At 70.2% G+C, this 13,404-nt stretch carries 16 protein-coding genes; all 16 read right to left on the minus strand.

What is annotated here, in order from left to right:
- Positions 1-283 precede the first annotated feature (283 nt).
- Positions 284-1,465, minus strand: a complete 1,182-nt coding sequence (gene dprA, locus ACIRF8_RS26475; protein WP_404218439.1) for a DNA-processing protein DprA — start codon at positions 1,463-1,465, stop codon at positions 284-286.
- Positions 1,462-3,081 carry a YifB family Mg chelatase-like AAA ATPase gene (locus tag ACIRF8_RS26480; RefSeq protein ID WP_404218442.1) on the minus strand — a complete coding sequence of 540 codons (1,620 nt, stop codon included), beginning with the start codon at positions 3,079-3,081 and terminating at the stop codon, positions 1,462-1,464. Before ACIRF8_RS26480 ends, dprA begins: the two co-directional genes overlap by 4 nt.
- Complete coding sequence (locus tag ACIRF8_RS26485; protein ID WP_404218776.1) at positions 3,081-3,440, minus strand: YraN family protein; 360 nt, start codon at positions 3,438-3,440, stop codon at positions 3,081-3,083. The genes ACIRF8_RS26480 and ACIRF8_RS26485 overlap by 1 nt, the downstream gene beginning before the upstream one ends.
- Positions 3,441-3,626: 186 nt before the next feature.
- Positions 3,627-3,935 carry a DUF2469 domain-containing protein gene (locus ACIRF8_RS26490; RefSeq protein WP_005311352.1) on the minus strand — a complete coding sequence of 103 codons (309 nt, stop codon included), beginning with the start codon at positions 3,933-3,935 and terminating at the stop codon, positions 3,627-3,629.
- 55 nt (positions 3,936-3,990) lie between these two features.
- Complete coding sequence (locus ACIRF8_RS26495) at positions 3,991-4,500, minus strand: NUDIX hydrolase (RefSeq protein ID WP_404218444.1); 510 nt, start codon at positions 4,498-4,500, stop codon at positions 3,991-3,993.
- Positions 4,493-5,233, minus strand: a complete 741-nt coding sequence (lepB, locus tag ACIRF8_RS26500) for a signal peptidase I (RefSeq protein WP_404218446.1) — start codon at positions 5,231-5,233, stop codon at positions 4,493-4,495. Before lepB (ACIRF8_RS26500) ends, ACIRF8_RS26495 begins: the two co-directional genes overlap by 8 nt.
- A 90-nt stretch (positions 5,234-5,323) precedes the next feature.
- Positions 5,324-6,184, minus strand: a complete 861-nt coding sequence (gene lepB / locus ACIRF8_RS26505) for a signal peptidase I (protein ID WP_404218448.1) — start codon at positions 6,182-6,184, stop codon at positions 5,324-5,326.
- Positions 6,185-6,188: 4 nt separating this feature from the next.
- A complete protein-coding gene (gene lepB / locus ACIRF8_RS26510; protein ID WP_404218450.1) occupies positions 6,189-7,301 on the minus strand; it encodes a signal peptidase I in 1,113 nt (370 codons plus the stop codon).
- Entirely contained in the window at positions 7,294-8,001 is a 708-nt protein-coding gene (gene lepB / locus ACIRF8_RS26515) for a signal peptidase I (RefSeq protein ID WP_404218452.1), read from the minus strand. Before lepB (ACIRF8_RS26515) ends, lepB (ACIRF8_RS26510) begins: the two co-directional genes overlap by 8 nt.
- Before the next feature lie 66 nt (positions 8,002-8,067).
- The gene (gene rplS / locus ACIRF8_RS26520) at positions 8,068-8,418 is read right to left on the minus strand and encodes a 50S ribosomal protein L19 (RefSeq protein ID WP_015657568.1); all 351 of its coding nucleotides are present in this window, start codon (positions 8,416-8,418) and stop codon (positions 8,068-8,070) included.
- Between the two features lie 132 nt (positions 8,419-8,550).
- Positions 8,551-9,372 (minus strand): tRNA (guanosine(37)-N1)-methyltransferase TrmD, encoded by an 822-nt coding sequence (gene trmD / locus ACIRF8_RS26525; RefSeq protein ID WP_404218454.1) that lies wholly within the window; start codon positions 9,370-9,372, stop codon positions 8,551-8,553.
- Positions 9,369-9,959 carry a ribosome maturation factor RimM gene (rimM, locus tag ACIRF8_RS26530; protein ID WP_404218456.1) on the minus strand — a complete coding sequence of 197 codons (591 nt, stop codon included), beginning with the start codon at positions 9,957-9,959 and terminating at the stop codon, positions 9,369-9,371. The genes trmD and rimM overlap by 4 nt, the downstream gene beginning before the upstream one ends.
- 128 nt (positions 9,960-10,087) lie before the next feature.
- Positions 10,088-10,327, minus strand: a complete 240-nt coding sequence (locus tag ACIRF8_RS26535; RefSeq protein ID WP_324767399.1) for an RNA-binding protein — start codon at positions 10,325-10,327, stop codon at positions 10,088-10,090.
- Between the two features lie 2 nt (positions 10,328-10,329).
- A complete protein-coding gene (gene rpsP / locus ACIRF8_RS26540) occupies positions 10,330-10,755 on the minus strand; it encodes a 30S ribosomal protein S16 (protein ID WP_399063212.1) in 426 nt (141 codons plus the stop codon).
- 189 nt (positions 10,756-10,944) lie between these two features.
- Positions 10,945-11,541, minus strand: coding sequence for a hypothetical protein (locus tag ACIRF8_RS26545; RefSeq protein ID WP_404218459.1), 597 nt, complete (start codon positions 11,539-11,541; stop codon positions 10,945-10,947).
- Between the two features lie 259 nt (positions 11,542-11,800).
- Complete coding sequence (gene proS, locus ACIRF8_RS26550) at positions 11,801-13,216, minus strand: proline--tRNA ligase (protein ID WP_404218461.1); 1,416 nt, start codon at positions 13,214-13,216, stop codon at positions 11,801-11,803.
- Between the last annotated feature and the right edge of the window lie 188 nt (positions 13,217-13,404).

The following is a 13,404-nucleotide window of genomic DNA, read 5'->3' on the forward strand; positions in this document are numbered from 1 at the left end:
GTGTCGCTTTGCTGGTGAAGATGGAGTCTTGCCCGTCTGGATGGTGACTGGTGCCGAACCGCCTGCCTGATTCCGGATTGAGGGGACGAACCCGAATCCTGGTGAGCGTAGCGTGACTGGAGTGTCGCAGTGCGCGAAGGGCATGGGATCGTACGCGCGCAGATACGTTCCGTTGGGGGACTTGCGCAAGCGCTTCCGTCGCCGTACGTGATCGGGCCGCGGCGTCAACTCCCCGAATTGCCAAGGTCATCGGGGGATCATCCGGACGGCGCAATACTCTGCGTCAGGAAGCCCCTCCGTCCGAAAACACCGAGCGGATCGCCTGGCGTGTCAACTGCCAGCCGTCGCCGTGTCGTTCGACGAACCCCAAAGAGCGCAGTTCGTACAGTCTCCCGATCGTGTCGTCCGCACTCGTGCCGGCTCCGCAGGCGATCTCCGCGACACTGAGCACGCCTCTCGCCGGCAATGCGGCGAGCACCCGCGCCGTGGCCCGCGGCAGCAGATCGCGCGGCAGCACGGGCCCGTGCCGCTCCGGCGCCAGCTCTCCCATCTCGCCGACCAGTTCGACCACTTCCTCGGCGTCGGTGACCAGCACTCCTTCCTTGCGGAGCAGTTCGTGCACCCCGGCGGAGACCGCGCTGGTCACCGGCCCCGGCACACCCATCGCGTGCCGCCCGAGGCGCTGTGCCCAGCGGGCCGTGCCCAGCGCCCCGCTGCGGTAGGCCGCCTCGACGACGACCGTGCCCCTGGTGAGCGCGGCGATCACACGGTTGCGCAGGATGAAACGGCTCGGTGTCGGGTGATCACCGGGCGGCAACTCGCCCACCACGAGTCCCTGTTCCGCGATCCTGTCGATCAACTGGGCGTGCCCGCGCGGATAGGCCCGGTCGACCCCGCAGGCGAGCACCGCGATCGTGGCCCCGGCCGCGCCGAGCGCCCCCCGGTGCGCCGCCGCGTCGACCCCGTAGGCGCCCCCGGAGACGACGACCCAGCCGCGCTCGGCCAGCCCGGCGCCGATGCTCGCGCCCATCCGCACCCCGTAGTCCGTGCAGGCCCGCGCGCCCACCACGGCCACCGAGCGCAGCGCCCACATCCGCAGGCCGGCCCCGCCCCGCACCCACAGCCCGAGGGGCCGCTCGTCCCCCAGGTCGTCCAACTGCCCGGGCCACTCGGCGTCCCCGGGGCAGACGAACCGCGCCCCGATGTCCTCCACCCGCGCCAAGTCCCGCTCCGGGGGCGGCGATTCGCGGGCGCGGGCGAGGAGCCCGGCCCAGCGCTCCGCCCGCACCCCCGGCAGCGGCATCGGCCCGTCGGCTCCCGCGTCGGCCTCGTCGATCCGCCGTACGGTCTCCACCGGCCCGAACTCCCTGAGCCAGCGACCCGCCACCTCCCAGCCCGGTTCGACGATCCGGGTCAGCCGGACCCGCGCAAGCCGCGCTTCTTCATGGGCCCGCGCCGCCGTCACGAGGCGGCTCCGATCATCAGGGGGACGCCGCGGGAGATCCCGGTCCGCAGTTGCAACGCGAGCGCCACGTCCTGGGCGAACGGCCGGTCGCGCCCCGAGAGGTCGGCCACGGTCCAGGCCACGCGCAGGACCCGGTCGAGCCCGCGTGCGGTCAGGAATCCGCGCTCCAGATCCATCTCGGCCTCGTCCAGGGCGCCGGGTGCGGCGGGCCATCGCGTCCGCAGCGCGTGCCCCGGCACTTCGCTGTTGGTCCGCCACGGAGTGTCCGCGAGCCGCGCCACGGCCCGCTCCCTGGCCGCGCGCACGCGGTCGGCGACGACCTGGGTGGACTCGCCGCGCGGCGCGTGCCCGGACAGTTCGCTGCGGGTGACGGCGTCCACCTCGACCCGCAGGTCGACCCGGTCGAGGAGCGGACCGGAGAGCCGCGCCTGATAGCGCCGCACCGAGGCCGGTGGACAGTCGCATTCGCCGCCCAGGGCTCGGAACTGCCCGCAGGGACAGGGGTTCGCGGCGAGCGCCATGAGGAAGCGCGCGGGCAGCCGCACCACGCCCGCGCTGCGGGCGATCACCACGTGCCCCGCTTCGAGCGGCTGGCGCAGGGCGTCGAGCGCCTGATGACTGAATTCAGGCGCCTCGTCCAGAAAAAGTACGCCTCTATGAGACAAAGACACCGCTCCCGGTCGCGCCACACCGGGCCCGCCGCCGACGAGCGACTGCATGGTCGACGAGTGGTGCGGTGCGCAGTACGGAGCCGTGTCGATCATGGATTTGCCGGGTGGCAGCATGCCCGCCACCGAGTGGATCGCCGTGACCTCCAGGGATTCGGCGCGGGTGAGCGGCGGCAGGACGGCCGGCAACCGCTCGGCGAGCATGGTCTTGCCCGCGCCCGGCGGGCCCGAGAGCATCAGGTGGTGTCCGCCCGCGGCGGCGACCTCGATCGCCGTACGGGCCGATGTCTGCCCGACGACATCGGCGAGGTCCATGGCGTGTCCGTCGTTCGACGGTCCGCCGAGCCCCAGGCCCGCGCCGCTTCCCGGCACGCTGAGCCCCGCGAGCATGGGATCGGGACGGCCCCGGTCGTCCGGGGGCTCGTCCGGCACCGGCTGGTCCGTGAGCACGGCGATGAGCTGGCGCAGGCTGCGGACGCCGAGGACGGAGACGCCCGGTACCAAAGTCGCCTCGCCCGCCGTGCACTCGGGGACGACGACCTGCTCGTACCCGGCGTCCGCCGCGGCGAGTACGGCCGGCAGTACACCTCGCACCGGTCGCACCCGCCCGTCGAGTCCCAGCTCCCCGATCATCACGATGTCGGCGAGCACCCGGGGGTCGATCCGCTCGGCCGCACCGAGCACGGCACACGCCACGGCGAGATCGAACCCGCTGCCACTCTTGGGGACGGACGCCGGGCTCAGCCCGACGGTGAGCTTCTTCTGCGGCCAGTCCGCCCCGGAGTTGACCACCGCGGCCCTGACCCGGTCCCGGCTCTCGACGAGGCTCTTGTCGGGCAGGCCCACGAGCGTGAACGCGGCGATACCCGGTTCCAGATCCGCCTGCACCTCGACGACGACGCCCTCGACACCGACCAGGGCCACGGAGCACGTACGCGCGAACCCCATCAGGACACCCCCCGCACGTGCTCGACGCGCGGGGCTCCGCACCCCGGGAGCAGCACACCGACCAGGTCGATGCGGACGCCGCCGGGTGGCGCTCCTCCGTGCTCCTGCACCCATCGCTGCGCGAGTTCCCGCAGCCGACGGGCCTTTGCCGGGGTGATCGCGGCCATGGGGTGCTCGAAGGCCTCACCCTCCCTGCCGCGGCCCCTACGGGTCTTGACCTCGCAGACGACGATCGCGTCGCCGTCCCGCGCCACGATGTCGAGCTCGCCCGTCCGTCCCGCCCGCCAGTTCCTCGCGAGCACCGTCATCCCGGCGTCGGTCAGCCGCCTCGCGGCCAGTTCCTCGCCGTACTTGCCCATTGCGCCCCGTGCGTTCACGTCGGCACCACCTCCGACGCCCACGCTGACGCACGGGCCCGCCCGAAGTGGATCTTGGTGAACTACTCACGGGTTGTGGAAAACCCCGTCACACGTCCGAGGGAATCGTCCGCGGGATCCGCTCGGGGGAATCGCTCGGGGGAAGCTCGGCTACCGCGAGGGGCAGCCTCAACTGCCCGGAAGCTCCAAGTCGCTCTTGTTCAGCTCCTCGATGTTCACGTCCTTGAACGTCAGGACGCGTACCTGCTTCACGAACCGCGCCGGCCGGTACATGTCCCAGACCCACGCGTCCGCCATCGACACCTCGAAGAACACCTCGCCCTGGACCGAGTGCACCTGCATCTCGTAGTCGTTGGTGAGGTAGAAGCGGCGCTCGGTCTCGATCACGTATTTGAACAGCCCGACGACGTCGCGGTACTCCCGGTAGAGCTTCAGCTCCATCTCGGTCTCGTACTTCTCGAGGTCCTCGGCGCTCATGGCATGTTCCCCTTCAGCCGTGCGTCCCCCTATTGTGCGCCAGCCCCTGGGACCTCTAGACGATTTCCGTGTCGAGGACGAGCGGCCTGCGCGGGGGGCCTTCGTCGAGCAGCCGGTTCAGCAGCTCGGCGAGTCTGGTCGGGTACACCGTCTCATGCGCCTCGGCCAGTTCCCGGTACGTCCACCAGCGTGCTCCGGCCACGCTGCGTCGTTCCAGGTCGGTCAGGCCCTCCTCATTGATCGCCGCGCCCGCCGCGATGGACGTCGTACGCGCCAGGAAGTACCACTCGTCCTGGTCCCAGCGTCGGCCGTCGAACGGGAACGAGCAGATCCGCCGCCACAGCACGGGGCCCAGCTCCACATCGGTGATGCCGGTCTCCTCCGCGAGTTCCCGCAGCGCCGCCTGTTCACGCGTCTCGTCGCCCTCCAGGCCGCCGCCCGGCGTGAACCACCAGTCGTCCTTCTCGTCACCGGGCTCGTGTCCGTGCAGCAGCAGGACGCGATGGTCGGGATCGAGCAGGACGACGCGGGCCACCTTGCGCAGTGCGGGGCCCAGCTCAGGCACGGACCGGCTCCGCGGATTTGGGGCGGGGGCGCCGTCCGCGCTTGGCGAGCGGTCCGTAGGCCGCCCCGGCGAGGACGAGGACCGCGCCCGCGACCACAGCCGTCAGCATCAGCTTGAGCGGCCCCGGGTGGGAGATCCCGCCGGGCAGCGCCTCGAAGCCGGTGGGCTTGGGCAGCATCCCGTCCATGGGCCAGGCCACCGCGTCGACCCGGGCCCGCACGGCATCGCGCGCCACCGAGCCGTGGTCGATGTCGTCGAGGTGCACGGTGGAGTCGAGGGAGCCACTGCGCTCGTCGCCGAGGAAGAACAGGCGACCCGCGGGGACGGTCGTGGACTTGATGCCGGTGACGGAGGCGGTCTGCCGCCCCTGAAGATACGGTTCTTCGATCTTCTTGCCGTTGACGGTCAGCTTGCCGTCGGTGCAGCAGGCCACCCGGTCGCCGCCGATGCCGACGACGCGCTTGACCATCGGCAGGTCGCCCCAGCTCTTGTCCTGGAAGACGACGACGTCACCGCGCTTGATCTCGCTGCCGTCGATGCGCTCCGCGAGGACCCGGTCGCCCGCGCCGATCGTCGGCGTCATCGAGTCGGTGGGCACCGTGTACGGCTGGTAGACGATGGCCCCCCAGATGAATCCGCCGAGGAACAGCACACAGCCGAGGGCCACGGCTATGCCCGACAGCACGCTGCCGACCCGGCCGTGGCCCTCACCCGTACGACGTGTCGTGCTCATCCCAGTTGCTCCCCGCTTCGGAGAATGCGATCCCCGCGGTGGCCTCGAAGCGGCACGGACCTCGGAAGATCGGCGATCTGGGACGGCACCCTACCCGGCGGTACCGGTCCCAGAAACCCTGGTGTTCCCCTCGGTAAGGCGCTGGTTGATCTTGCGCCTGCGCCACAGGACCAGCGGCACCGCGCCCGCGAGGCCGAGCGCGCCCGGAGCCGCGCTCGCCGCGGCGTTGATGCCCGACTGGTCGAAGGTGTCCGGCACCGGCAGCGTCGACCAGTGCGTGGGCGGCCAGGCGACGACGATGGCGCGGCCCACGACGTTGCCGACCGGCACGAAGCCGTTGTTCTTGTCGTTCTGGTGGTAGCGGGAGTCCATGGAGTCCTGGCGGTGATCGCCCATGACCCAAACTTTGCCTTCCGGAACCTTCACCTTGTAGGTTCCGCCCGCGTTGTCAGGCGTGCACGGGGTGTTGCCCGCGTACACGTACGGCTCGTTGAGAGCCTTGCCATTGACCTTGAGCGGCCCCGTGCCGCTGCACTCCACGGTGTCTCCGCCGACGCCGATGACGCGCTTGATGAGGTCCTTCTCGTCGGCGGACGGCATCAGGCCGACCCAGCTCAGGACCTGCTGCACCGCGTTCGGCTCCGCGACGGGCTCGCCCTCCAGCCACCCGTCCGGATCATGGAAGACGATGACCTCGCCGCGCTCGGGCTCCGCGCCGAACCACGGCGTGAGCTTGTCGACGAGCACGCGGTCGCCGATCTGGAGCGTGTTCTCCATCGAGGCCGAGGGGATCGAGAACGCCTGGACCAGGAACGTTTTGATCACCAGCGCGAGGACGAGCGCGATGACGATGAGGAGCGGCAGCTCCTTCCAGAAGGAGCGGGGCTTCTTCTGCTTGCTCTCCGACTTGTCGCCACCGGCTCCCGCCGCGCCCGCGGGCGCCTGGTGCATGCCGTCACCGTCCCCGGGAGCGCGGTCCGTCACGGCCGGACTCGCCGCGTCGCCGGATTGCTCGGGTTGCTCCTCGGGCCCATGCCCTGACCGTGCGCCGACCGCCAAGTCCCCCACATCCACTCCTCACTCCGTGCCGCTGCCTGATCCCTACGCGATGCAGGCCCACCATTCCCATAACGAGCGGGAGTTCCGCAGGGCTCGGGAGGGGGATCAATCCGTCCGAATTCGGTGCGTTCGAACTCGGTACGGCGCTGTTCGCAGTCGCCAGCCTATGCGACGTACCGGAAGCCGCGGTCGATCCGGCACCACGCGCACCCGTCACCGCCGCGAACGTGTCCGGCTCCCTGAGCCCCGTCCAGTGCCCGACGGGCCACACGATCCACCGTGCGCGCCCCACGACCGACTTCTCCGAGACGGTCCCGTGGAAGGCCTCGGTGAGGTGGTAGCGCGAGTCCGCCGAATTGGCGCGGTGGTCCCCCATCACGAACAGCCGCCCCTCGGGCACCTTCACCGAGAAGTCGAACGAGGAGGGGGCGTTGCCCGGATGGATGTACGAAGCCTCGTTGAGCGGAACCCCGTTGACCGTGACACGGCCTTGCTTGTCGCAGCACTTCACGGTGTCGCCGCCGACCCCGACGACCCGCTTGATGAGGTCGCGTTCGTTGTCGGACGGCAACAGTCCGATCCAGGTCAGTCCCGCCTTGATCTGCTTCACCCCGACGGGGGCTTCCTTCTTCTGCCCGGTCTCCTGCTCCAGCCACTTGCCGGGGTCCTGGAAGACGACGACGTCGCCGCGCCGCACCTCGGCACCGAACCAGGGGGTGAGCTTGTCGACGACCACCCGGTCACCGATCTTGATCGTCTGCTCCATGGAACCCGACGGGATCACGAAGGCCTGCACGAGGAACGTCTTCAGGACGAGGGCGATCAGCAGGGCCACCCCTATGAGCAGAGGTATTTCCTTGATCGCGGAGCGCCGTCGGCGACGCTTCACCTTGCGGGCGAGCTTGCGCCGCTCGGCGCGGCCGGGCAGCGGCCGGCCGCTCGTGGGGCGGCTGCCGGTGGGCAGTTGGTCGTCGGAGCTGTGGCCGGAGACCTTGCCACGCCTACCCATGGACACCGCCGGCGGGTGCGGGCACGCGCGCGTAGACGTCCGTACGCGACAGGGAGTGCCAGTGTCCGGCGGGCCAGGCGATCCACTGCGCCTTGCCGATCACCTGGTCGACGGGGACGAAGCCGCCACCGGGGGCGCCCAGGTAGTCGCGGGAGTCGCGGGAGTCGCTGCGGTGGTCACCGAGCAGGAAGAGTGTGCCGTCGGGGACCTCGATGTCGAAGGGCACCTCCGAGGGAGCGTCCCCGGCGTGCAGCACGGCGCGCTCGTCCACGGACTGCCCGTTCACCTCGATCCTCCCCCTGCTGTCGCAGCAGACCACGCGGTCTCCCCCGGTGCCGACGACGCGCTTGACGTAGTCCGCGTCACCGAAGTACCCGCTGCCGTCGAAGACGACCACGTCCCCTCGCCCCGGTTCGGCACCGAAACGGTACGCCAACTTATTTACGAGAACGCGGTCCCCGACCCTCAATGTGCTCTCCATCGAGCCGCTGGGGATCTGGAACGGCTGCATCACGAAGACGCTGCATGCCAGCAGCAGCGCCAGGCACACCAGCAGCGTGAGCGTGACGCGGCCCCCGGGCAGCCAGGCGACGACCCCGGACAGCAAAGAGGAGCGCGACCGGTCCTCCTCGCCCGTCGAGGTGTTCTCCGAGGGCTGGGAGGAGCGGTCGCGCTCCCTGTGCTGTGCTTCGGTGTCCATCGGAGCCAGATGCTATCCGGCCGCGCTGTGACGCCGTCCGCGAGAGGTGCTCCCGCGAGCGCGAGATCAGTTCTCGCGCTTCTCCTTGATCTTCGCGGCCTTGCCGCGCAGCTCGCGCAGGTAGTACAGCTTGGCGCGGCGGACGTCACCCTTGGTGACGAGCTCGATCTTCTCGACGATCGGCGTGTGCACCGGGAAGGTGCGCTCGACGCCGACGGAGAAGGAGACCTTGCGGACCGTGAAGGTCTCGCGGACACCGGCGCCCTGGCGACGGATGACTACGCCCTTGAACTGCTGCACACGGGAGCGGTTGCCCTCGATGACGCGGACGTGGACGTTGACGGTGTCACCCGGGCGGAAGGCCGGGAGGTCGCTGCGCAGCGACGCGGCGTCGACGGAGTCGAGCAGGTGAGACATGATCGTCTGCTTTCTTCGCCGATGCCACAGGTCATCGGCGGGAGGTATGCGATGAGTTTCGGTAGCTGATCGCGTCGGGCCGAGCGTCGTTCCCCCTGTGGCAGGGGCGCGGGCTGGACGTACAGCAGCGGCCTATTCTTCCACGGCCTCGGGCGTTGGCCCAAATCGTCCGTCGGGACCAGGCCGCCAGCCGAGGATCGAGAGCATTTCCCGGTCCTTCTTGTCGAAGGCCTTCGGGTCCGTGCGGCCGATCAGGTCGGGCCGGTTGCGCACGGTGCGGCGCAGCGCCTCGTCGCGGCGCCAGCGCGCGATCTTGCCGTGGTGGCCGCTGAGGAGCACGTCCGGGATGTCCCGGCCGCGCCACTCGGGCGGCTTGGTGTAGACGGGGCCTTCCAGGAGGTTGGCCATGGCGCCGGGCGCGAAGGAGTCGTCCTGGTGCGAGGCGGCGTTGCCGAGCACGCCGGGCAGCAGGCGGGCGACCGCCTCCGTGATCACGAGCACCGCGGCTTCCCCGCCCGCGAGGACGTAGTCGCCGATGGAGACTTCGTAGACGGGCATCCGGGTCGCGTACTCGTCGATGACGCGGCGGTCGATGCCCTCGTAGCGCGCGGGCGTGAAGACCAGCCAGGGGCGCTCGGAGAGCTCCACGGCGAGCTCCTGGGTGAAGGGGCGCCCGCTGGGCGTGGGGACGACCAGGACGGGCCCCTGGGCCCCGTTCTCGTACCCGTCGGCCAGGACGTCGTCGAGGGCCGCGCCCCAGGGCTCGGTCTTCATGACCATGCCGGGGCCGCCGCCGTAGGGGGTGTCGTCGACCGTGTTGTGCCGGTCGTACGTCCACTCCCGCAGGTCGTGCAGGTGGACATCGAGTTGCCCACGCGCGCGTGCCTTGCCGACGAGGGAGACGTTCAGCGGTTCGAGGTACTCGGGGAAGATCGTGACGACGTCGAGCCTCATGCGGGCTCGTCCCGCGCGTCGTCGTCGGCGTCGGCGTCGGCGTCGGCGTCGGCGTCACGGCTGGAGACGATCTCCGCGCGGTCGTCGATGAGGCCGGGCGGCGGCGTGATGACCGCCTTCTGCTCCTCGAGGTCGATCTCGGTGACGATCTCCTCGACGAAGGGGATCATGACCTCGCTGCCGTCAGGGCGCTCCACGATGAACAGGTCCTGCGAGGGCAGGTGCGAGATCTCCGTGATGCGGCCGACCTCGGTGCCGTCGGCCGTGACGACGTCGAGGTCCATGAGCTGGTGGTCGTAGAACTCCTCCGGGTCCTCCGGCAGCTCCTCCGGGTCGACCTCGGCGATCAGGAGCGTGTTGCGCAGCGCCTCCGCCTGGGTCCGGTCGCGTACGCCCTCGAAGCGCAGCAGCAGCCGGCCGCTGTGGACCCGGCCGGACTCGATGGTGAGGGGCCCGGTGGAGGCGGGGTCGGTGGCGAGGACGGCACCGGGGCCGAGCCGCAGCTCGGGCTCATCGGTCCGCACCTCGATGGTGACCTCGCCCTTGATGCCGTGGGCGCGGCCGATGCGCCCGACTACCAACTGCACGATCGCTGACTCTCCTGTTCATGCCTGTCATACGAGGGGGCCCGTACGTACGGCTGGTGTCCGTACATACGACTAGGGCCGGGGACGGCTCGTAAGCCCTCCCCGGCCCGAGCCGGTGTTCAACTTGCTCAGCGAGCCTGGTCGACGTCGACGAGGTCGACGCGGACACCACGGCCGCCGATGGCACCCACGACAGTACGCAGAGCGCGCGCGGTGCGGCCGTTACGGCCGATCACCTTGCCGAGGTCGTCGGGGTGGACCCGGACCTCGAGTACGCGCCCACGCCGCAGGTTGCGCGAGGCGACCTGCACGTCGTCGGGGTTGTCGACAATGCCCTTCACGAGGTGCTCAAGAGCCTCCTCGAGCATGCTCAGGCCTCGGTCGACTCGGACGCAGCGGCCTCGGCCGTGTCGTCCTTCTTCTCAGCCTTCTTCTTCTGGGTGATGGCCTCACCCTTGGGCTCGTCGGCCGTGGCAAGCGCCTCGAACGAGGGGCGGGCCTTCTTCGGCTCGGCGACCTTCAGCGGCTCCGGGGCGGGCAGACCCTTGTGCTTCTGCCAGTCGCCGGTGAGCTTCAGGATGGCCATGACGGGCTCGGTCGGCTGCGCGCCGACGCTCAGCCAGTACTGCGCGCGCTCCGAGTCGACCTCGATGCGCGACGGGTTCTGCACCGGGTGGTACAGGCCGATCTCCTCGATGGCCCGGCCGTCACGGCGGGTACGGGAGTCGGCGACGACGATGCGGTAGTGAGGCGCGCGGATCTTGCCCAGACGCTTCAGCTTGATCTTGACTGCCACGGAAGTGGTGTCTCCTGGTCTTGACGTGGGTGGGCACGGCGAGATTGCCGCGTGGGGTTGCGGTACCCGAGTGCCCGATGGACGCGTCAGCCGGAGGAGAGAGGGGTCCTATGCGACTGTCGAGTACAGCTAGCCATTGTGCCATACCTCGTCAGGGCGGCCGACCGCTCCCCCACGCCCCTGCCGGCGTCAGCCCACGGCGGCCCCGACGACCTCCGGGATGCGGAACGGCTTGCCGCATCCGCCGCACACGATCGGGGCCTGGGCGAGCACCGACGGTACGACGCGCACATTGCGGCCGCAGTCGCAGACGGCCTTGACGCGGACACCGCCCCCGGAGGAGCCGTGCCGGGCGGCCGGACCGCGGAAGCTGCGCTTGGTGTCCGCCGCGGTGGCGACCGTGTGCGCCTTCAGTGCGCGGTGCAGCCGCTCGATCGTCTGCCGGTAGCGCTGCTTGGCCTCGGGGTTGAGCGTGACCAGTGAGAAACCACTGCTGGGGTGGGGTTCCTCGGGGTGGTCGAGGCCCAACTCCTCGGCGATGGCCAGGAATCTGCGGTTGTGGTAGCGGCCGGCGCGCGACGTGTCGCGGATTCCGCGGGCTGCCGCGATGCCATGGACTGCCTCATGGAGGAGTCGCTCGAAGGAGAGCTCGTGCCCGCAGGCGGACGACGACTCCCCGATCAGGGATTCGGGCGCGGCGAGATCCGGCAGTTCGGGGTGGTGCCGCTGAATGTCGGCCCACGCCCCTGCCAGCTCTGCGGCGAGAACAGGTGGTGTCGTGCTCACGTCGTGACAACGAGCCTGGGTGCCTCTGTGTTCCTATTCCGGGGCATCCCAAATATTTTGCACGTACCAGTCAGTTGCCGCTCATGCATCCGGACGAGGGCGGGTGCGCTGATCTGCGGAGAAGCCTCACAGCTCGCATCAAGGTGGTGCGTAGCCACACGTACGCCCCGGCGTGCAAGCGGCCCGCTCGCGCCGGGGCGTACGTATCTGTCCGGTGCGCAAGAGGCGTTTCGGACTCTTGCGCGTGACGGAAGGTCGCTCAGTAGGCGCGTGCCACGACCGCGACGTTACCGGGTGCGTCATCGGCCTCCGGCACCGACCCGTCCGCGGCGAGCAGACACCGTACGGAGACCGCGTGCTCGGCGAGGGCCGCCTCGCCCTCCTCACCGAGGGTCGCCCACGGGATCCGGGCCCAGCCGCCCGCGGCGGTCGCCTCGACGGCCTCCTGGATGGTCGCGACATCGCTGGTACGGGACTCGCGGCGCTCCCGCGACTGCCGCAGGAGCAGCGCCTGGTCCTCTTCGAGGAGGGTGGGCAGCAGGGCGGCCAGGGCGTCGACGGCCACCGCCTCCTTGCCGCCGGGGATGCGGCGGGCGAGCATCGCGGTGCCGTTCTCCAGGTCGCGGGGGCCGACCTCGACGCGTACGGGGACGCCCTTCAGCTCCCAGTCGACCGCGCGACGCCCGAAGGGGATGTCGGTGCGGTCGTCGATCCGGACGCGGACGCCGGCCGCCTTCAGGGCGTCACCGATCTCGCGCACCTTGGTGAGCACGGCCTCGTCGCCCTTGATGGCGAGGACCACGACCTGGACGGGGGCGAGCCGGGGCGGCACGCGCAGCCCGTTGTCGTCGCCGTGCATCATCACCAGGGCGCCGATCATGCGGGTGGTGGAGCCCCAGGAGGTCTGCCAGACGAGTTCCTGCTTGCCTTCCTTGGACAGGTAGCGCGTCTGGAACGCCTTGGCGAAGTTCTGGCCGAGTTCGTGGCTGGTGCCCATCTGGAGGGCCTTGCCGTCGCCCATCATCCCTTCGAGGGTGAGGGTGTTGATGGCGCCCGCGAAGCGCTCCTTGGGCGTCTTGCGCCCCAGGACGACATCCATGGCGAGCACGTCCTCCATGAAGTCGGCGTAAACGTGCCGGTGGATGCGTGCCGCGAAATCGCGCGCCTCCTCATATGTCGCGTGCGCCGTGTGGCCTTCCTGCCACAGGAATTCGGTCGTCCGCAGGAAGAGCCGGGGGCGCAGTTCCCAGCGCACCACGTTGGCCCACTGGTTGATGAGGAGCGGCAGGTCGCGGTAGCTCTGGACCCACTTGGAGAAGTAGTCGTTGACGATCATCTCGGAGGTGGGGCGCACGACGGCGGGCTCCTCCAGCTCCTTGCCGCCGCCGTGGGTGACCACGGCCAGTTCGGGCGCGAAGCCCTCGACGTGGTCGGCCTCCCTGGCCAGGTAGGACTGCGGGATCAGGAGCGGGAAGTACGCGTTCTGCGTGCCCGTCTCCTTGATGCGGGCGTCCATGTCCTGCTGCATCCGCTCCCACAGCCCGTAGCCGTACGGTCGGATGACCATCGTGCCGCGCACCGGTCCGTTCTCGGCCAGTTCGGCCTTGGAGACGAGGTCCTGGTACCAGCGCGGGAAGTCATCCGCCTGGGGCGTGAGTACAGGTGCTTTGGCCATGGCGCGCATGCTACGGCGCGGGCCGCGGCGCACGGGAACCCTTTTCGCCCGGATGCCCGCGCCGGCCGCGCGGCCGGTCCGGGGGCGCACGACGGAGCACGCGCGCATTGTCGGCACACGGGCCAAACACCCCCTAGACGTGACGGACGATGCGGAGTTCTCTGGCTTACGGGGGGAGTGCGAGCAGC

The organism is Streptomyces sp. NPDC102406 (assembly GCF_044765725.1).
In the GTDB taxonomy this organism is placed as follows: Bacteria; Actinomycetota; Actinomycetes; order Streptomycetales; family Streptomycetaceae; genus Streptomyces.

What these genes read in the sequence shown, in the direction of transcription:
- rplS (WP_015657568.1), bottom strand. Translation starts at nt 8,418, where the DNA reads ATGTCTCACCTGCTCGACTCCGTCGACGCCGCGTCGCTGCGCAGCGAC.
- ACIRF8_RS26485 (WP_404218776.1), bottom strand. Translation starts at nt 3,440, where the DNA reads ATGGGCAAGTACGGCGAGGAACTGGCCGCGAGGCGGCTGACCGACGCC.
- lepB (WP_404218450.1), bottom strand. Translation starts at nt 7,301, where the DNA reads ATGGGTAGGCGTGGCAAGGTCTCCGGCCACAGCTCCGACGACCAACTG.
- proS (WP_404218461.1), bottom strand. Translation starts at nt 13,216, where the DNA reads ATGGCCAAAGCACCTGTACTCACGCCCCAGGCGGATGACTTCCCGCGC.
- ACIRF8_RS26490 (WP_005311352.1), bottom strand. Translation starts at nt 3,935, where the DNA reads ATGAGCGCCGAGGACCTCGAGAAGTACGAGACCGAGATGGAGCTGAAG.
- lepB (WP_404218448.1), bottom strand. Translation starts at nt 6,184, where the DNA reads ATGCACCAGGCGCCCGCGGGCGCGGCGGGAGCCGGTGGCGACAAGTCG.
- lepB (WP_404218446.1), bottom strand. Translation starts at nt 5,233, where the DNA reads ATGAGCACGACACGTCGTACGGGTGAGGGCCACGGCCGGGTCGGCAGC.
- ACIRF8_RS26480 (WP_404218442.1), bottom strand. Translation starts at nt 3,081, where the DNA reads ATGGGGTTCGCGCGTACGTGCTCCGTGGCCCTGGTCGGTGTCGAGGGC.
- ACIRF8_RS26535 (WP_324767399.1), bottom strand. Translation starts at nt 10,327, where the DNA reads ATGCTCGAGGAGGCTCTTGAGCACCTCGTGAAGGGCATTGTCGACAAC.
- lepB (WP_404218452.1), bottom strand. Translation starts at nt 8,001, where the DNA reads ATGGACACCGAAGCACAGCACAGGGAGCGCGACCGCTCCTCCCAGCCC.
- trmD (WP_404218454.1), bottom strand. Translation starts at nt 9,372, where the DNA reads ATGAGGCTCGACGTCGTCACGATCTTCCCCGAGTACCTCGAACCGCTG.